15 protein-coding genes are annotated in these 18560 nt (G+C 63.8%); 9 read left to right on the top strand and 6 right to left on the bottom strand.

What is annotated here, in order from left to right:
• Window positions 1–172: 172 nt before the first annotated feature.
• Together pdxY and AC6CIG_RS20810 are read left to right on the top strand one after the other, a co-directional pair.
• Window positions 173–1054, top strand: coding sequence for a pyridoxal kinase PdxY (gene pdxY / locus AC6CIG_RS20815; protein ID WP_018098715.1), 882 nt, complete (start codon window positions 173–175; stop codon window positions 1052–1054).
• 159 nt (window positions 1055–1213) lie between these two features.
• Window positions 1214–1897 carry a carbonic anhydrase gene (locus tag AC6CIG_RS20810; protein ID WP_018098716.1) on the top strand — a complete coding sequence of 228 codons (684 nt, stop codon included), beginning with the start codon at window positions 1214–1216 and terminating at the stop codon, window positions 1895–1897.
• 96 nt (window positions 1898–1993) lie between these two features.
• Here AC6CIG_RS20810 and AC6CIG_RS20805 read toward each other — a convergent pair whose 3' ends face one another.
• The 3 genes from AC6CIG_RS20805 to AC6CIG_RS20795 all read right to left on the bottom strand — a co-directional run bounded on the left by AC6CIG_RS20805 (window position 1994) and on the right by AC6CIG_RS20795 (window position 4305).
• On the bottom strand, window positions 1994–2815 hold the full coding sequence (locus AC6CIG_RS20805) for a lytic murein transglycosylase (RefSeq protein ID WP_018098717.1): 822 nt from the start codon (window positions 2813–2815) through the stop codon (window positions 1994–1996).
• Window positions 2816–2987: 172 nt separating this feature from the next.
• The gene (locus AC6CIG_RS20800) at window positions 2988–4022 is read right to left on the bottom strand and encodes an aspartate-semialdehyde dehydrogenase (RefSeq protein ID WP_003531790.1); all 1035 of its coding nucleotides are present in this window, start codon (window positions 4020–4022) and stop codon (window positions 2988–2990) included.
• A gap of 112 nt (window positions 4023–4134) precedes the next feature.
• Entirely contained in the window at window positions 4135–4305 is a 171-nt protein-coding gene (locus AC6CIG_RS20795; RefSeq protein WP_018098718.1) for a hypothetical protein, read from the bottom strand.
• 272 nt (window positions 4306–4577) lie between these two features.
• On the opposite strand from AC6CIG_RS20795, the gene AC6CIG_RS20790 reads away from it, so the two are divergent.
• Complete coding sequence (locus AC6CIG_RS20790) at window positions 4578–6467, top strand: MFS transporter (protein ID WP_127710469.1); 1890 nt, start codon at window positions 4578–4580, stop codon at window positions 6465–6467.
• A 97-nt stretch (window positions 6468–6564) separates the two neighbouring features.
• Here AC6CIG_RS20790 and AC6CIG_RS20785 read toward each other — a convergent pair whose 3' ends face one another.
• Together AC6CIG_RS20785 and leuB are read right to left on the bottom strand one after the other, a co-directional pair.
• The gene (locus tag AC6CIG_RS20785) at window positions 6565–7272 is read right to left on the bottom strand and encodes a phosphatase PAP2 family protein (protein ID WP_127710467.1); all 708 of its coding nucleotides are present in this window, start codon (window positions 7270–7272) and stop codon (window positions 6565–6567) included.
• A gap of 129 nt (window positions 7273–7401) precedes the next feature.
• The gene (leuB, locus tag AC6CIG_RS20780) at window positions 7402–8514 is read right to left on the bottom strand and encodes a 3-isopropylmalate dehydrogenase (RefSeq protein WP_127710465.1); all 1113 of its coding nucleotides are present in this window, start codon (window positions 8512–8514) and stop codon (window positions 7402–7404) included.
• A gap of 333 nt (window positions 8515–8847) precedes the next feature.
• Between leuB and AC6CIG_RS20775 the strand changes: the two genes are divergently transcribed.
• Window positions 8848–10911 (top strand): M3 family metallopeptidase, encoded by a 2064-nt coding sequence (locus AC6CIG_RS20775; RefSeq protein ID WP_127710463.1) that lies wholly within the window; start codon window positions 8848–8850, stop codon window positions 10909–10911.
• A 211-nt stretch (window positions 10912–11122) separates the two neighbouring features.
• On the opposite strand, the gene AC6CIG_RS20770 is transcribed toward AC6CIG_RS20775, so the two are convergent.
• Window positions 11123–12292, bottom strand: a complete 1170-nt coding sequence (locus AC6CIG_RS20770) for a dihydrodipicolinate synthase family protein (RefSeq protein ID WP_127710461.1) — start codon at window positions 12290–12292, stop codon at window positions 11123–11125.
• 286 nt (window positions 12293–12578) lie between these two features.
• Between AC6CIG_RS20770 and AC6CIG_RS20765 the strand changes: the two genes are divergently transcribed.
• From AC6CIG_RS20765 to AC6CIG_RS20745, 5 genes are read left to right on the top strand one after another with little or no spacing between them, the layout of a single operon-like run.
• Window positions 12579–13622, top strand: coding sequence for a LacI family DNA-binding transcriptional regulator (locus AC6CIG_RS20765; protein ID WP_100672658.1), 1044 nt, complete (start codon window positions 12579–12581; stop codon window positions 13620–13622).
• Window positions 13619–14620, top strand: a complete 1002-nt coding sequence (locus AC6CIG_RS20760) for a 1,5-anhydro-D-fructose reductase (RefSeq protein WP_018098725.1) — start codon at window positions 13619–13621, stop codon at window positions 14618–14620. Before AC6CIG_RS20765 ends, AC6CIG_RS20760 begins: the two co-directional genes overlap by 4 nt.
• Entirely contained in the window at window positions 14620–16242 is a 1623-nt protein-coding gene (locus tag AC6CIG_RS20755; RefSeq protein ID WP_127710459.1) for an acyl CoA:acetate/3-ketoacid CoA transferase, read from the top strand. Before AC6CIG_RS20760 ends, AC6CIG_RS20755 begins: the two co-directional genes overlap by 1 nt.
• On the top strand, window positions 16235–17014 hold the full coding sequence (locus AC6CIG_RS20750; RefSeq protein ID WP_102761828.1) for an enoyl-CoA hydratase/isomerase family protein: 780 nt from the start codon (window positions 16235–16237) through the stop codon (window positions 17012–17014). The genes AC6CIG_RS20755 and AC6CIG_RS20750 overlap by 8 nt, the downstream gene beginning before the upstream one ends.
• Entirely contained in the window at window positions 17014–18522 is a 1509-nt protein-coding gene (locus tag AC6CIG_RS20745; RefSeq protein WP_127710457.1) for an aldehyde dehydrogenase family protein, read from the top strand. The genes AC6CIG_RS20750 and AC6CIG_RS20745 overlap by 1 nt, the downstream gene beginning before the upstream one ends.
• Window positions 18523–18560 lie beyond the last annotated feature (38 nt).

The raw sequence follows: 18560 nt of genomic DNA, 5'->3' as shown, positions 1-18560 counted from the left end.
GATTCGACCTAAATCCATTTAAATCGAAGCCGATTTTGCAAAAATTTCCCGAAAAACCGCAAAAACGAACGAAAACGCCGAAGTTTCTGTCACGTGGGTCTGCACGAGCGGCAGTTGACAGTCCGTGAGGGGCGGGCGATCACACTTCGAAAGCGAATAACGGGGTCTCCCAATGTCCGACACGCCTGCCGCGCCCGGTGCCGTCATCGTCATTTCGAGTCATGTGGTGCGCGGCGCGGTGGGCAACCGCGCTGCCGTCTTCGCGCTGGAAATGCTCGGCCACCGGGTCTGGGCCCTGCCGACGGTCGTGCTTCCCTGGCATCCGGGACACGGTCGGTCGACGCGGGTGACCATGCCGGACGAGGACTTCCGCTCGATCATCGACGATCTCGTCGCTGCGCCCTGGATCGGTGAGGTGCGCGCGGTGCTGTCCGGCTATCTGGGTTCCCCCGAACAGGCGGCGGTCGTTGCCGGCCTCGTGAAGGCGCTGCGCCAGCGCAATCCCGCGCTCTTCTATGCCTGCGATCCGATTCTTGGCGATGCGGGTGGCCTCTACGTCCCGGTGGAGATCGCCAGCGCCATCCGCGACCTGCTGCTGCCGCTTGCGACGCTGGCCACGCCCAACCGGTTCGAGCTTTCCTGGTTGGCAGGTGCTTCGCTCGAGACGAATGCGGCCATCCTCGACGCGGCGGTCGACCTCGGGCCGTCACGCGTGCTGGTGACATCGGCGATACCGATGATGAGCGGCGGCACGGGCAATCTTTACCTGTCCGGACGCCATGCGCTGCTTGCCGAGCACCGCCTGATCGACAATCCTCCGAACGGCACCGGCGATCTGCTCTCGGCCGTATTCCTGGCGCGCCTGCTGGAAGGGCTTCCGGAGGAACGCGCGCTGCAGATGGCGACCGCCAGCGTCTACGAGATCATTGCGAGAAGCCGTAAGCGCGATTCCGACGAGCTGACGCTCGAACAGGATGCATCGAGCCTGGCGACGCCGATGGCAATGGTGCAGATGCGCCGCCTCATGCATCCGAGCCAGGCGCGGAAGAAATAGCGTCAGATATGGAAGAATTGCCTCATAGACGCATTTCGCCCTTTCGGATGGCGGGAGCACGCTGTAACAGTTCGACGCTTCATGGTTCCCGGTGCGTCTTTCAGACACGCTACCCGCATGTTTCCTTGAATTCCGATCAAAGACAGGAGCACCAGGACGATGCAGCAGGAACGAGTGGATGAAACGGGGTTACCGATGGATATACAGGGCTTTCCGGAACATCTTCTGACCGGCTACCGCAATTTCATGAGCGGGCGCTTCACCGAACAGCAGCAGCGCTACAAAACCCTCGCCGAGAGCGGTCAGAAACCGAGGACGATGGTCATCGCCTGTTGCGACTCCCGCGCCGCGCCCGAAACGATCTTCGATGCCGGCCCGGGAGAACTCTTCGTCGTGCGCAACGTCGCCAACATGATGCCGCCCTATGAACCGGACGGACATTATCATTCGACCTCGGCCGCGCTCGAATTCGCGGTCCAGTCGCTGCGGGTCACCAACATCGTGGTCATGGGCCACGGGCGCTGCGGCGGCATCAAGGCGGCACTCGACCCGGACGCCGAGCCCCTCTCCCCGGGCGATTTCATCGGCCGCTGGATGAACCTCCTGAAACCGGCCGCCGAGCAGATCCAGAGCAATGACGTGATGACTCCGGCGGAACGACAGCGTGCGCTCGAGCGGGTCTCGATCCGCAATTCGATCGCCAATCTGAGGACGTTCCCCTGCGTGAACGTTCTGGAGTCGAAGGGAAAGCTTCGTCTCCACGGCGCATGGTTCGACATCTCGACCGGCGAGCTCTGGGTGATGGACGCGAAGACCGGCGATTTTTCCCGACCGGGAACGTAACGGTCGCCGTTCAGGCCCCTCATCCGCCCGCCTGTCCCTTCTCCCCCCGCTAGCGGGAGAGAAGTCGCGGCAGCGGGCTGAGGGGCAAACGCACTGTCACCTGCCGTCGATTTCGGCGCCGATGATGGCGATCGCCTGCTGATAGACGCTGGCGGCATTCCAGCCCTGGATGGCGGCGAAGTTGACCTCGCCCGGCTGATAGCCGCCGCCCGGCTGCCAACCATGGCCGCGCAAGAAATTTGCGGTTGAGGCAAGCGCATCCGCTTTGGAGCGGACCATGTCGACATGGCCGTTGCCGTCCCCGTCCACGCCGTATTTCAGCACGTTCACCGGGAGGAATTGCGTCTGCCCGATCTCGCCGTGCGCCGCCCCGCGGGCGGCCGGGCTGAGGTCGCCGCGCTCGACGAGCTGGAGGGCGGCGTAAAGCTGGTTGGTGAAATAGTCGGAGCGGCGACAATCATAGGCGAGCGTCGAGACGGCGGAAAGCGTGTGTTCCTTGCCCAGGAACGAGCCGAAGCCGGTCTCCATGCCCCAGATGGCGATCAGTGGGCCGGCGGGAACGCCGTAGCGCTGCTCGATGCTCTGGAAGAGCTTGGCGTTCTGCGCCCGCAGCTTCTTGCCGCGCGAAATGATCACCTGACCGCCGCGCTTCTGCATGAACTGGTCGAGCGACAGCTTGAAGCTCTTCTGGCCGCGATCGGCGCGGATCGTCGCCCTGCTGTAGGAGACGTTGGCGAGTGCCTGGTCGATCACCGAAGGGCTGATGCCGTTCCCGGCGGCTTCGCGCTTGAATTCCGACAGCCAGGCGGAGAAGCCGCTGCCGTCATTGCCGCACTGCGCCGCAGAGGCGTCCGCCGGAAGAATTACGGTTGAGATCAGGGCCGCCAGGCCCGCTGCTGCGCTCTTCACCCTATGCATGGATTACCCCGTCGATTGCCCGAATTTGTTGCCTTCGAAATGCCGCTTCGTCATCCGCTCGCCGCCGGCACGATGGTTTCACGTGAATCCATTGGCCGCCGACGAACTGCGAACCCCGCCTGTCGCCGTAACGAGGCAGGCGGGGCTTAAAGTTTTGCCCGGCCGAGGCCGATCAAGCCGCCTGCTTGCGCGGCTTGATCAGGCCGCGGTTGATCAGCAGCTCTGCGATCTGCACCGCGTTGAGCGCCGCGCCCTTGCGCAGGTTGTCCGAGACGATCCACATGTTGAGGCCGTTTTCGACCGTCGCATCCTCGCGGATGCGCGAGATGTAGGTCGCGTCCTCGCCGGCGCATTCGTAAGGCGTCACATAGCCGCCGTTCTCATGCTTGTCGACGACCAGGCAGCCCGGCGCTTCACGCAGGATCTCGCGCGCCTCGTCGGCGGTGATCTCGTTCTCGAATTCGATATTGACCGATTCCGAATGACCGATGAAGACCGGAACGCGCACGGCCGTGCAGGTCACCTTGATCTTCGGGTCGAGCATCTTCTTGGTTTCGGCCAGTACCTTCCACTCTTCCTTGGTGTAGCCGTCCTCCATGAAGACGTCGATGTGCGGAATGACGTTGAAGGCGATGCGCTTGGTGAACTTCTTGCTCTCGATCGGATCGGCGACGAAGACAGCGCGGGTCTGGTTGAAGAGCTCGTCCATGCCGTCCTTGCCGGCGCCGGAAACCGACTGATAGGTGGAAACGACGATGCGCTTGATCTTGGCATGGTCGTGCAGCGGCTTCAGCGCCACCACGAGCTGCGCCGTCGAGCAATTCGGATTGGCGATGATGTTTTTCTTGGAGAACTGCGCGATCGCGTCCGCGTTCACTTCCGGTACGATCAGCGGAACATCGGCGTCGTAGCGCCAGGCCGAGGAATTGTCGATGACGACGCAACCCTCCCGGCCGATCTTCGGCGAGTATTTCTGCGAGACGGCGCCGCCGGCCGACATCAGGCAGATGTCGGTGTCGGAGAAATCATAGGTGTCGAGGTTCGTCACCTTCAGCGTCTTGTCGCCGTAGGAGACCTCGGTGCCGACCGAGCGCGAGGAGGCGAGCGCCACCACTTCGTCGGCCGGAAAGCCGCGCTCGGAAAGAATGTTCAGCATCTCCCGGCCGACATTGCCGGTGGCGCCTGCGACAGCAATTTTGAAACCCATGGTCTAAGCTCTCTTTCTGTCTCTCCTCGTCTGGTGGAGGGGGAAACTGCGCGGTGCGACCGCGAAGTTCCTGTCCCCGGCCTTACCGGGGAGAGAGCGGAGGCCAGAGACGTCAGACGGTTTTCGTCGTCGTTTTGGCCGTGGTTTTGCGCGCGAGCGAGAAATGGCTGATCCGCCCGGCGGTATGGGCCGGCAAATTCAGCGCAGCGATGGACGAACCCTTCGGTCCCATGGCGGTTTCCTCGTTCGCCGCTGCTCTTACCGGCTTTTCGGCAAGAGTCAAGCCGCGGAGCCTCCCTAGTGGTCGGCACGGAAGGCAGCGCTGGCGGCCGCACGAGGGAAGACTTCATGAGGTGCGGGGCGCGAGCGTGGGATCCCGGCATTAGACGAAAGTCATAAGCCCAAAGCATCCCTGCCTCACGTGCCACTTTTCTGACATCTTGTTGCGAGGCGCACCACGCCCGGATGTCAAAGGGGACCCGACGTTCAGGGAGGAATGTCCGGACCGGGGAATGGGCGCTCCAATAGACCGATTTTGGAGTGGAGGATATCAAAATGGCAAACGTCGTGACAGCGGGCGGCACAAAAGCCGGCCCGATGACCGGCGAGGAGAAGAAGGTCATCTTCGCCTCGTCGCTCGGTACCGTCTTCGAATGGTATGATTTCTATCTTTACGGTTCGCTTGCCGTTTATATCGGTGCAACCTTCTTCAGCCAGTATCCCGAGACCACGCGCAACATCTTTGCGCTTCTCGCCTTCGCCGCCGGCTTCCTTGTCCGGCCGTTCGGCGCGCTGGTTTTCGGCCGCCTGGGCGACCTCGTCGGCCGCAAATACACGTTCCTCGTCACCATTCTGATCATGGGCCTGTCGACCTTCCTCGTCGGCGTCCTGCCCGGTGCCGCCTCGATCGGCATTGCGGCTCCGATCATCCTGATCGTGCTCCGCCTCCTGCAGGGTCTTGCGCTCGGCGGTGAATACGGGGGCGCCGCAACCTATGTGGCAGAGCATGCGCCGCACGGCCGCCGCGGCTATTTCACCTCGTGGATCCAGACGACGGCGACCCTTGGTCTCTTCCTCTCGCTGGTGGTTATCCTTCTGGTCCAGTACATGCTGGGCAAGGAAGCTTTTGCCGAGTGGGGCTGGCGCATACCCTTCCTGCTCTCTTTCGTGCTGCTCGGCGTCTCCGTCTGGATCCGCCTGAAGATGAACGAGTCTCCTGCCTTCAAGAAAATGAAGGAAGAGGGCAAGGGTTCGAAGGCGCCGCTGACGGAAGCTTTCGGCCAGTGGCGCAACGCCAAGATCGCCCTTCTGGCGCTCTTCGGCGCGGTCGTCGGCCAGGCTGTGGTCTGGTATTCCGGCCAGTTCTACGCGCTGTTCTTCCTGCAGAGCATTCTGAAGATCGACGGCCAGTCGGCAAACCTGATGGTTGCCGCCTCGCTCCTTCTCGGCACAGGCTTTTTCGTCTTCTTCGGCTGGCTGTCGGACAAGATCGGCCGCAAGCCGATCATCATGGCGGGCCTCCTGCTTGCCATGCTCACCTACTTCCCGCTGTTCAAGGCGATGACCTGGGCCGGCAACCCCGCGCTTGCGGAAGCGCAGCAGAACGTTCGCGCCACCGTCACCGCGGCTCCGGGCGACTGCAAGTTCCAGTTCAACCCGACGGGCACGGCGAAGTTCACCACCTCCTGCGACATCGCCACCGCCTTCCTGACCAAGAACTCGGTTCCCTATGACGTCGTGACCACGGCGGCTGCGGGTACGCCGGCGACGGTGAAGATCGGCGAAACGACGATCACCAGCTTCGACGCCATTGCGGCCGGCGACAGGGCCAAGGCCGAGGAAGCGGCTTTCGGCAAGCAGATCAACATGGCGCTGCAGGCCTCCGGCTATCCGCTGGTGCGCGGTGTTGCCAAGGTTCCGGAATCGAAGCTCGACGCCTTCGTCGCTGCCAATCCGGAACTTGCCCTCGACGCCGCTGCCGTGCGCGCCGGGGAAAAGGCCATGGTGCCGGCCGACAAGCTCGTCGCCGACAAGCTGCTCACCCAGGAAGAAGTCGGCAGCGCCACCGAAATGGCGGTCTACAGCATAGACAAGGGCGGCGCCTTCACGATGGTGGCCGACGCGGCCCGCGTCAACTGGACGGTGATCATTGCCGTACTGACCGTGCTCGTCATCTATGTGACGATGGTCTACGGCCCGATTGCGGCGCTGCTCGTCGAACTCTTCCCGACCCGCATCCGCTATACCGGCATGTCGCTGCCCTACCATATCGGCAATGGTTGGTTCGGCGGGCTGCTCCCGGCAACGGCCTTCGCGATGAGCGCGGCAAAGGGCGATATCTACTACGGCCTCTGGTACCCGATCGTTTTCGCGGGCATCACGCTGGTGATCGGTCTTCTGTTCCTGCCCGAGACGAAGGACCGGGATATCCACACGATGGAGTGAGCCGGCTTACGGGAGCGGGATGGGAGCGTGTTTCCCATTCCGCCATCTCAACAGCTCTCCTGACTCCGGCGCGGCTTCCGCGCCGGCTTTTTTCGATCTACTCGGCTCCCCTTTCCTCGGCCTTGTGCTCCACATGCCTCAACACAGGCCAGCCGGCCGCACCGCGCTTGAACAGCCAGCCCTGCCGGGCAAAGAGGAAAGCCATCATCAGCGCGACCCAGAGCCCAAGCAGCAGGCCGGCGGCGACATCGCTCGGATAATGCGCGCCGACCACGACGCGCGAGATGCCGACGAGCAGGGCCAGCAGCAGAAACAGCGGCCGAAGCTGCGGCATCACCATCGCGAAGGCGCCGAAGAAGGCGCCGGCCGCCGTGGAATGTCCCGACGGGAAGCTTTCGAACAGCGTGTCGCCGGTAAACGGCGTGAGGCTGTAGGGGCCGTAATCTGCAAGGAGCTCGGGACGGGCGCGGCCGATCAGGAATTTCAGGCCATGCACCAGCGCGCTCGCCGTGCCGATCGTCAGCAGGAAATAGGCGGACAGATTGCGCGCCGCGCGCGCCCTCTGCCGCAAGGTGTCGCGCGCGGAGGATCGGCGGACGACGAAGGCGATCAGCAGCAGCAGGGCCGAGCTGTAGATCATCCAGGCGAAGGTGCCGATATCGGTGATGGCGCGGTTGAAGCCGACGATCTCCTTCGGCAGACCTTGCGCCCATTCGGAAAGATGCGGGTCGAAAGGGGTGAAGGCGACGACGAGGACGACCGTCATCAGCCAGATCCAGACGGTCAGTGAAAGCGCTCGGTTCATTTTGCTCCTTCCTTCGCCTTATGGATGTGAAGGCTCGGCCGGCAAAATCAAGACCCCGTAAACGCGAAGCACCCCCGGCAAGGCCGGAGGTGCGGTTTGACTATTCGGGCGCGAGCGAATGCGCAGTCGTCAGGCCGAAAGGCTCTTGAACTCGGCGAGGATCGCGTCGCCCATCTCGGCCGTACCGACTTTCCGGCAGCCTTCCGCCATGATGTCGCCGGTGCGGATGCCCTGATCGAGCACGTTGGCGATCGCCTTCTCCAGGCCGTCGGCTTCCTTCACGAGGTTGAAGGAGTAGCGCAGGCACATGGCGAAGGAAGCGATCATGGCGATCGGATTGGCGACGCCCTTGCCGGCGATGTCCGGCGCCGAGCCGTGCACCGGCTCGTAAAGCGCCTTGCGCTTGCCGGTCTTGCCATCCGGTGCGCCGAGCGAGGCGGAGGGCAGCATGCCGAGCGAGCCGGTCAGCATGGCGGCGACGTCGGACAGCATGTCGCCGAAAAGGTTGTCGGTGACGATCACGTCGAACTGCTTCGGCTGCCGCACGAGCTGCATGCCGCCGGCATCCGCCAGCATGTGCTCGAGCTGGACGTCGGAATACTTCGCCTTGTGCGTCTCGGTCACGACCTGGTTCCAGAGCACGCCCGACTTCATCACGTTGCGCTTTTCCATCGAGCAGACGCGATTGTTGCGGGTGCGGGCGAGTTCGAAGGCGACCCCGGCGATGCGCTCGATCTCGTAGGTGTCGTAGACCTGCGTGTCGATGCCGCGCTTCTGGCCGTTGCCGAGATCGATGATCTCCTTGGGCTCGCCGAAATAGACGCCGCCCGTCAGCTCACGCACGATGAGGATGTCGAGGCCCTCGACCAGCTCGGGCTTCAGCGACGATGCGTTGGCAAGCGCCGGGTAGCAGATGGCGGGGCGAAGGTTGGCGAAAAGCTCGAGGTCCTTGCGCAGGCGCAGGAGCCCGGCTTCCGGCCGCACCTCATAGGGCACCGCATCCCATTTCGGTCCGCCGACGGCGCCGAAGAGCACCGCATCGGCGGCAAGCGCCTTCGCCATATCCCCTTCGGAGATCGCCGCGCCATGGGCGTCATAGGCCGAGCCACCCACAAGCCCCTCGTCCGTCACGAAGCCGGCGTCTCGCTCGGCATTCATGTAAGCGATGATCTTGCGGACTTCCGCCATGGCTTCCGGGCCGATGCCGTCGCCGGGCAGAAGGAAGAGATTGCGCACAGTCATGGATAGTCCTTCTCGCGTGAAAACTCGGCCGGGTTCTTAGCGCAACTTCGTATCAAGGGAAATTGCGTCTGCGAAAGAATTGTGCGTGCTCCGGTGTCACCGCTACCCTGTTTCCGCTTGACGGAATCGCGCGCCGGCGCTCGAATGGCTGAACTCAACCGGGGATTTCACCATGTCGGAAACGCTTCTTTTCGGTGCCTTTCCGCAGGCGGTCTGGCACGCAGCGCCCGGCCTTTTCGCCCTGCGCAAACCTTGACGGTCCGGCGCCGATCGACCACTTCAAGCACCTGCTTTGCGGTTTTCGCCGCGCTCCCGCATTCGAAAGGAATCCTGATGACCGACAGCGCTTCGCTCAATCCCGCCCTCGTCAACTGGACCGGACACGAGGGCCTGCCCCGGTTCGAGGCGATCATGGACGAGGATTTCGCGCCTGCCTTCGATGCGGCATTGGCGCGTCACGAGGCGGAGATCGAGGCCATTGCCGACAATCCGGAGGAGCCCACCTTCGACAACACCGTCGCCACGCTGGAAATCGCCGGCGATGAACTTTCGCGCGTCTCCGCTCTCTTCTGGAGCAAGGCGGGCGCCCATACGAACGAGGTGATTCAGGCGCTGGAGCGCGAGATCGCACCGAAAATGTCGCGCCATTATTCGAAGATCGGCACCAACCCGGCACTCTTCGGCCGCATCGACGCACTCTGGGAGAAAAGGGAAGAGCTCGGCCTCGATGTCGAAGCCATGCGCGTTCTGGAACGGCACTGGAAGAGCTTCGTGAAGGCGGGCGCCAAGCTTGACAAGCCCGAGCAGGAGCGTCTCGCGGCGATCAACGAGAAGCTCGCCGGCCTCGGTGCCAGGTTCGGGCAGAACGTTCTCGCCGACGAGAAGGGCTGGGCGCTCATCCTGTCGAGCGAAGAGGACCTGGCGGGGATTCCGGATTTCCTGAGAGATGCGATGGCGGCGGCTGCGCGCGAGCGCGGCGAGGAAGATAAATATGCGGTCACGCTGTCGCGTTCGATCATCGAGCCGTTCCTGACCTTCTCCGAAAGGCGGGAACTGCGCGAACAGGCTTTCAGGGCCTGGACGGCGCGCGGCGAAAATGGCGGCGAGACCGACAATCGCGGCATCATCGCCGAAACGCTGGCTCTCCGGGCGGAGAAGGCGAAACTGCTCGGCTATGAGAATTATGCGGCGCTGAAGCTCGACAATACCATGGCGAAGACGCCTGAAGCCGTGAACGGCCTGCTGATGCAGGTATGGGAAAAGGCGGTGGCGCGGGCCCGGGAAGAGGAGGCGGAACTCGCCACGCTCATTGCCGAAGAGGGCCGCAACCACGAGGTCATGCCTTGGGACTGGCGACACTATGCGGAAAAATTCAGGGCCCGGAAATTCAGCTTTTCGGAAAGCGAACTGAAGCCCTATCTGCAGCTGGAGAAGATCATCGACGCCTGCTTCGCCGTCGCCGGCCGCCTCTTCGGCATCACCGCAACCGAGAAGAACGGCGTTCCCGCCTATCACCCGGACGTCCGCGTCTTCGAGATACGCGACGCCTCAGGCAGACTTACGGCCCTTTTCCTCGGCGATTATTTCGCGCGCTCCTCGAAACGCTCCGGCGCATGGATGAGCTCCTTTCAGTCGCAGCACAGGCTGAAGCTCGGGAACGGCACAATTGGCGAAATCCCGATCGTGTACAATGTCTGCAACTTCGCCAAGCCCGCCGAGGGCAAGCCGGCGCTCCTCTCGATCGACGACGCCCGCACGCTTTTCCACGAATTCGGACATGCGCTGCACGGCATGCTTTCCAATGTCACCTATCCCTCGGTTTCGGGTACCGGTGTCGCGCGCGATTTCGTGGAGCTGCCCTCGCAGCTTTACGAGCATTGGCTGACGGTGCCGGACATTCTCAGGAAATATGCGGTGCACTACAGGACCGGCGAGCCGATGCCGCAGGCGCTGCTCGACAAGGTCTTGGCGGCGCGGACGTTCAATTCCGGTTTCGCGACGGTCGAGTTTACCGCCTCGGCGCTCGTCGACATGGCCTATCACACGGCGGAAGCGGTCGGCGATCCGATGGCGCTCGAAGCGGCGACGCTCGAGAAGATCGGCCTGCCGCAGTCGATCGTCATGCGCCACCGCAGCCCGCATTTCCTTCACGTCTTCTCCGGCGACGGCTATTCGGCCGGCTACTACTCCTACATGTGGTCGGAGGTGCTCGACGCCGATGCATTCGCGGCCTTCGAGGAGACCGGCGATCCCTTCGACCCGGCGATGGCGGCCAGACTGAAGGACAATATCTACTCGGTCGGCGGGTCCGTCGATCCGGAAGACGCCTACAAGGCCTTCCGCGGCAAGCTGCCGAGCCCGGATGCGATGCTGGCGAAGAAGGGGCTGGCGGCTTAGGGTCTTGTCTTTGAGAATATAGGGGGTGATTGCCCCCGATCCTTTCCCCGCAAGCGGCGGGAGGGGACGCGCCACACGGGCGATCTCATTGCGGCTACGCCTATGGTGTGGAGGGGGACCGCGCGCGCCGTCGCCCCTTCGCCCCGCTTGCGGGGAGAAGGTCGCGAAGGCGACGAGGGGGCACAACCGGCCCGATGAAGGCAGGTGAGATCTACGCCTGCTCCACCCCCAGCACAGCCAGCAGATTGTGCATCCGCTCAGTAGCCAGCTCCGGCTTGTCGAGCACATTGGCCTGATCCGCCAGGCGGAAGATATCGGCATAGTGGAGCAATCCGCGAGCCGATTGCAGGCCGGCAGGCAGGGTGAAATGCCGTTGGTGGCCGTTCAGCCAGGCCAGGAAGACGACGCCGGCCTTGTAATATTGCGTCGGCGCCTCGAAGATCTTGCGCGAGAGCGGCACGGTCGGCTCTATGACGCCGCGAAAGGTCGCAAGATCGCCTTCGGCGAGGGCCGCGAGCGCCTTCGAGGCCGACGGCGCGACGGCGTCGAAGATGCCGAGCAGTGCGTGGCTGTACGTGTTGCCGTCGCCCTCGATCAGTTCCGCATAGTTGAAATCGTCGCCGGTGAAGCAGAGCACGCCCTCGGGTAGCCGGCTGCGCAGCGCCAATTCCTTGGCGTTGTCGAGCAGCGAAATCTTGATTCCCTCTACCTTGGCGCTGTTCTCGCCGATAATGGCCAGCACGGTTTCGAGTGCCTGCCCGAAGTTTTCCGAGCCCCAATAGCCTTTGAGCTGCGGGTCGAACATGTCGCCCAGCCAGTGGAGTACGACCTTGTCCCTGGTCTGGGACAGGATGCGGCCGTAGACACGCCGGTAGTCGTCGGGGGAGCGCGCCACGCGCGCGAGCGCCCGGCTCGCCATCATGATCGCGCGGCCGCCCTCGGCTTCGACGAAGCCGACCTGCTCCTCATAGGCCGCGATGACATCGTCAATCGAGCGCGCGTCGGCCGGCGAAAGGTGGTCGGTGCCGGCGCCGCAGGCGAGATCGGCGCCCGGAACGCTTCGCGCTTCGGCGAGCGAGCGGCGGATCAGCTCCTGCGCCGCCGCCCATGTAAGTCCCATGCCGCGTTGCGCCGTATCCATCGCCTCGGCGATCCGGAAGCCGAGGCCCCACAGGTGATGGCGGAAGGCCATCGTCGCTTCCCAGTCGATTGCCGGATTGCCCCAGGGATCGCTATCGCGAAGCGGATCGGAAACCACATGCGCGGCCGCATAGGCGATGCGGTTGAAGGTCGGGGCCGCTCGGGGTCGGGTGATCGGTTCGCCCCGAAGCCGGTACTCTTCGAGCGAACCGTCCTGGCGCGGCAGAAAAACGCTGGTCATCGGCTTTTTGTCCTCCTCTAACTCATCGCATCGAATAATTTAGACCGTTCCAAATTACAAGACGAAAATTTAACTCTCTCATTGCAGCAGGGGCGCTCCCTCGGGGAATCGCTGTCTTTTCGAGATGAGGTAATCCTCTCGGGTTAGTTATAACAGCTACTTAAGGGAGCACTGCAGTGCCGTGCGTTGCCAGGGCGTCGGCAAAAATGTGAACAGGCGCCTCTTGACGTAATTGGAACGTTCCAATTATTAAGGAGGAGAGAGACGAAATTCGGGGAGGATGTTCATGGGGAAGGAGCGGGTGACGGTTGTCGACATCGCGCGCGCCGCCGGCGTGTCGAAGTCGACCGTGTCGCTCGTCCTGCAGGCAAGTCCGCTCGTCAACGAATCGACGAGGGCTAAGGTCAATGCAGTGATCCGTGAGCTCGGCTACGTGTACAATCGCAGCGCCGCCAATCTGCGCCAGGCGAGATCGAAGATCATCGGCATCGTCGTCAACGATCTCACGAACAGCTTCTTTGCGGAGCTCGCGGTCGGCGTCGATGAGGTCGTGCAGGCCGCCGGTTTCGTGCAGTTCCTCGCCAATACGAGCGAAAAGCTCGACCGCCAGCGCGAGGTCATCGCCTCGATGCGCGAGCACGGGGTGTCGGGGCTCATCATATCCCCGGCGCGCGGAACGGAAGCCGCGGATCTCGCGCCGCTCGTTGCCGCCGGCATTCCGGTCGTGCTCGTCGTGCGCGACATTCCCGGCGCCGGTGTATCCTCTTTGACTTCGGACAATCATGCCGGCGCCGTTGCCGCCGTGCGCCATCTGGTCGAGCGTGGCCATCGCCGCGTCGCCTTCCTCGGAGGCTTCGCCGATACCGCGGTCTTCGAAGCGCGCATGCGCGGCTATGGCGATGCCCTTCGGGAGGCCGGCCTCCAGGTCTCAGACGACCTGGTCATCGGTTCGGCGCCCTCGCGCGCCGGCGGGGTGACGGCGATCGAGCAGGCGATGATGCTGAAGGAGCGGCCGACCGCGGCCCTCTGCTTTAACGATGCCGTCGCCTTCGGCGTCTGCGACGGGCTGCGTGCGCGCCGGCTGGAGCCCGGCGAGGATTTCGCGGTGATCGGTTTCGATGACGTGATCGAGGCCAAGACCGCGGTGCCGGCGCTGACCACGGTCTCGGTCGATCCGCATGGCATGGGCGAGCGTGCGGCGGAATTGCTCTTGAAACAGATCAATAGCGGCCGTGTCGAGCCGGAAGCGATCGTCAGCCCGGTCCGGCTCGCCATTCGTCAGAGCTGCGGTGCTGCCGTCGGACGCAGAGTGAAGGAGATTTCGTCATGATTCGCTGGGGACTGATCGGCGCGAGCACGATCGCGCGCGAATGGGTGATCGGCGCCATCCGCGCCGCAGGCGGCGACGTCGTCTCGGTGATGAGTTCGAGCGCGGAACGAGGAGAGGCCTATGCCGCCGAGAACGGGATCGTAAAGGCTGTCACGAGCGTCGACGATCTCGTCGGCGATCCCGACGTGGACGCCGTCTACATCTCCACGACGAACGAGCTTCACCACGATCAGGCGCTCGCGGCGATCCGCGCCGGCAAGCACGTTCTCTGCGAGAAGCCGCTGGCGATGAATCTCAATGACGGCTGTGAAATGGTGCTCAAGGCCTGCGAGGCCGGCGTCGTGCTCGGCACCAATCATCACTTGCGCAATGCCGCCACCCATCGGGCCATGCGGGAAGCGATCGCCGCGGGCCGGATCGGCCGGCCGATCGCGGCGCGGGTCTTCCATGCCGTCTATCTGCCGCCGCACCTCCAGGGCTGGCGGCTCGACAGGCCGGAGGCGGGCGGCGGCGTCATTCTCGATATCACCGTGCACGACGCCGACACGCTGCGCTTTGTTCTGAACGACGACCCGATCGAGGCCGTCGCGATCAGCCACAGCGCCGGCATGGGCAAGGAAGGACTCGAGGACGGAGTCATGGGCGTGCTCCGCTTCCGCTCCGGCGTCATCGCCCAGTTTCACGATGCCTTCACCACGAAATTTGCCGAGACGGGTCTCGAAGTTCACGGAACCGCGGGATCGCTGATCGGTCGCAACGTGATGACGCAGCGGCCTGTCGGCACGGTCGTGCTGCGCAATGAAGAGGGCGAGAGCGAATTGCCGCTCGACCACCGCAATCTCTACGAGACGGCGCTCGAGGCATTCCATTCCGCGATCGGGGGCAATGGCCGTCCGTCGGCGAGCGGCGAGGATGGCGTCTGGTCGCTCGCCACCGGGCTTGCGGTGGTAAAGGCGGCGGCTACCGGCGGTGCCGTCGAGATCGAAACGGGACTTTGATGCGCATGACGGGCAAACATATTTCGCTTGCGGAAGCTGCCGGCTTGATTCCGGACGGCGCAATCGTTTCGGTCTCCTCCTCCAGTGGGCTTGGCTGCCCGGACCTGATGCTGAAGGCGATCGGCGAGCGCTTCGATGCGACCGGACACCCGCGCGATCTGACGACGCTGCATCCGATCGCCGCCGGCGACATGAGCGGCATCAAGGGTGTGGATCATATCGCCAGGAAGGGCCTCCTGAAAAAGATCATCGGCGGCTCCTATCCCTCAGGCCCGTCGAGCGCCGAACCGCCGCTGATCTGGCAGATGATCGGCGCGAACGAGGTGGCCGCCTATAATATTCCCTCGGGCATTCTCTTCGATATGCATCGCGAGGCGGCGGCCAAGCGCCCGGGCGTCATGACCAAGGTGGGGCTCGACACCTTCGTAGACCCCTCGCGCGAAGGCTGCGCCATGAATGCGTCAGCCGCCGCCGAACCGGTGGTGAAGAAGATCTCCTTCGAGGGAGAGGACTGGCTTTATTTCAAGGCGATCGCGCCTCAGGTGGCGATCATCCGCGCGACGACCGCCGACGAACGCGGCAATCTCACCTATGAGCACGAGGGCGCCTATCTAGGCGGCCTCGACCAGGCGCTTGCCGCCCGCAACAATGGCGGCATCGTCATTGCCCAGGTGAAACGCATTGCCAAAGAAGGCTCGCTGAAGCCCCATGATGTGCGTGTACCGGGCGTTCTGGTCGACTATGTCGTCGTGGATCCCGAACAGAAGCAGGCGACGCAGACGCTCTACGACCCCGCCATTTCCGGCGAGATATTCCGTCCGCTCGACAGCTTCCGACTGCCGGAATTCAATATCCAGAAAGTGATCGCGCGCCGCGTCGCCAAGGAGCTCGAAGCGGGCAGTGCGGTCAATCTCGGTTTCGGCATTTCCGCAAACGTCCCGCGCATCCTCATCGAAGAGGGTCTGCACGGCGCAGTGACCTGGGTCATCGAACAGGGCGCCGTCGGCGGCGTGCCGCTCCTCGATTTCGCCTTCGGCTGCGCCTCGAATGCGGACGCCTTCATGCCGTCGCCATACCAGTTCACCTATTTCCAGGGCGCAGGCTTCGATGCTTCTCTGCTCTCCTTCCTGGAGATCGACCGCACCGGCTCCGTCAACGTCTCGAAGCTCAGCTTCCGCCCGCATGTAACGGCGGGGGCGGGCGGATTCGTCGACATAACCGCGCGGGCGAAGAAGATCGTCTTCTCCGGCATGTTCAATGCGGGTGCGAAGCTGGCGGTCGGCGACGGGCGGCTCGTGATCGAGAAGGAAGGCAAGCTCAAGAAGCTCGTCAACACGGTCGAGCACGTCACTTTCTCCGGCCGCCGGGCCGTCGAGCAGGGGCAGGACATCACCTATGTCACCGAGCGCTGCGTGATGAAACTGACCCTGGAAGGCGTGGTGCTCACCGAAATCGCCCCGGGCGTCGATCTCGAAACGGATATCCTTGGTCAGTCGGAGTTTCCGCTTATCGTCTCCGACGCGCTGAAGCCGATGGATCCGGCGCTGTTCGGCGAGGGGCCGATCGGCCTGACGCTGCCCGCCAAGGGGCCGCGCCGCCTCACGGGAGGCGACGATGACTGACGAACGCATCCGCATCGATTTCGACGGTCCCATAGCGATCATGACGGTCGCGCGCCCGGAAAAGCTCAACGCCTTCGACATCGGCATGCTGAAGGCGCTCGACGCGGCCTGCGATACGGCCGAGGCGAAGCGCGACGTGCGCGTCCTGATCCTTACCGGCGAGGGCAAGGCCTTTTCCGCCGGCGGCGACATCAAGGCCTGGGGCGGCATGGAGCCAGCCGCCTTCGGCCATGATTGGGTGCGTTTCGGCCACCGCGTTTTCGAACGGCTCGCCACGCTGCGCATGCCGGTGATCGCGGCACTCAACGGCCATGCGCTTGGCGGCGGTCTGGAGCTTGCGGCGGCGGCGGATATACGACTGGCCGAAAAACAGGTGAAGATCGGCCTGCCGGAGACGAGCCTCGGCATGGTTCCGGGCTGGTCGGGCACGCAGCGCCTGGTCGCGCGCTTCGGCGCGCAGATCGTTCGCCGCATGGTGCTCGGCGGCGAGATGTTCTCGGCGGCGGAAGCCAAGGCCGAGGGGCTTATCGACGCAGTGGTCGAGACCGGCGCGGTCATGCAGGCGGCGCGCGACTACGCCGCGCGGGTCGCCGGCCGCGGGCCGGCGGCGCTCGAAATATCGAAGCTGATGATCGCCTCGGCCAGCGGCGAAGACAAGGGCGCGGCGGTGGAAGCGTTGGGATCGATCCTCGTCGCCAAGACCGGCGATCTCAAGGAAGGCGTAGCCGCCTTCAGTGAAAAGCGTGAAGCTCGCTTCAAGGGAGAATGGTGATGACGGCGGTGGTGAGGCCGAAGGCGCTCGGCGATTACGAGGTCCGCGAATTCCGGATGCTGATCGACGGTCAGTGGGTGGATGGCGCCGAGGGCCGCTCGATCGAGCGCGTGGCGCCGGGTCACGGCGTCGTCGTCAGCCGCTATCAGGCGGCGGCGAAAGCGGATGCCGAACGGGCGATCGCCGCCGCGCGGCGCGCCTTCGACGAAGGTCCGTGGCCGCGCATGACAGCCTCGGAACGGTCGCTGATCCTGCTCAGGGCCGCCGACATGATTGCCGCGCGCGCGGATGAGCTCGCTTTTCTCGATGCGGTCGAATCCGGCAAGCCGATCAGCCAGGCGAAGGGCGAATTGGCGGGCGCCGCCGACATCTGGCGCTATGCGGCGGCACTTGCCCGCGAACTCTCGGGCGAAAGCTACAACACGCTCGGGGAGGGTACGCTCGGCGTCGTGCTGCGCGAGCCGATCGGCGTCGTATCGATCATCACGCCGTGGAACTTCCCTTTCCTGATCGTCAGCCAGAAGCTTCCCTTCGCCCTTGCCGCCGGCTGCACGACGGTGGTGAAGCCCTCCGAACTCACCTCGGCCTCGACGCTGGTTCTCGGCGAAATTCTGGAAGCGGCCGGCGTGCCCCAGGGCGTCGTGAACATCATCGTCGGCACGGGGCCGGAGGCCGGCGTGCCGCTCACCACTCACCCGCATGTCGACATGGTCTCCTTTACCGGCTCGACCGGAATCGGCCGGCTGACCATGGCCAATGCGGCGCAGACATTGAAGAAGGTCTCGCTGGAACTCGGCGGCAAGAATCCGCAGATCGTCTTTCCGGACGCAAACCTGGACGAATTCATCGATGCGGCCGTCTTCGGCGCCTATTTCAATGCCGGCGAATGCTGCAATGCCGGCTCGCGGCTGATCCTGCATCGCGATATCGCCGAGGAGGTGACGACGCGCATCGCCAGCCTCTCGGCCAAGGTCAAGGTCGGAGATCCGCTCGACCCTGAAACGCAGGTCGGCGCGATCATCACGCCGCAGCATCTGCAAAAGATCGCCGGCTATGTTTCTTCGGCGTCGAACGAAGGCGCGAGAATAGCCCATGGCGGCACCACGCTCGATCTCGGCATGGGACAGTTCATGGCCCCGACCATTCTGTCGGCCGTTCGGCCCGAAATGGCGGTGGCCCGGGAGGAAGTCTTCGGGCCGGTTCTCTCCGTTTTGACTTTCGAGAAGACGGAAGAGGCGATCCGGATCGCCAATTCGATCGATTACGGGCTTTCCGCCGGGGTCTGGAGCCGCGACTTCGACACCTGCCTGACGATCGGGCGGCGCGTACGCGCCGGCACTGTGTGGATGAACACCTTCATGGATGGCGCATCGGAGCTGCCTTTCGGCGGCTACCGGCAATCCGGGCTCGGCCGCGAGCTCGGCCGCCATGCGGTCGAGGACTATACGGAGACGAAGACGCTCAACATGCATATCGGCCAGCGCAGCAACTGGTGGATGCCGCGCTGAAGAAGGGAAGGGGCGAGGTTTCGTAATCGTCGAAAGGG

Source organism: Sinorhizobium sp. GQ132, from assembly GCF_059758575.1.
The sequence above is the reverse complement of the archived record's forward strand: the minus strand, read 5'-3'. Positions and strand labels throughout refer to the sequence as shown.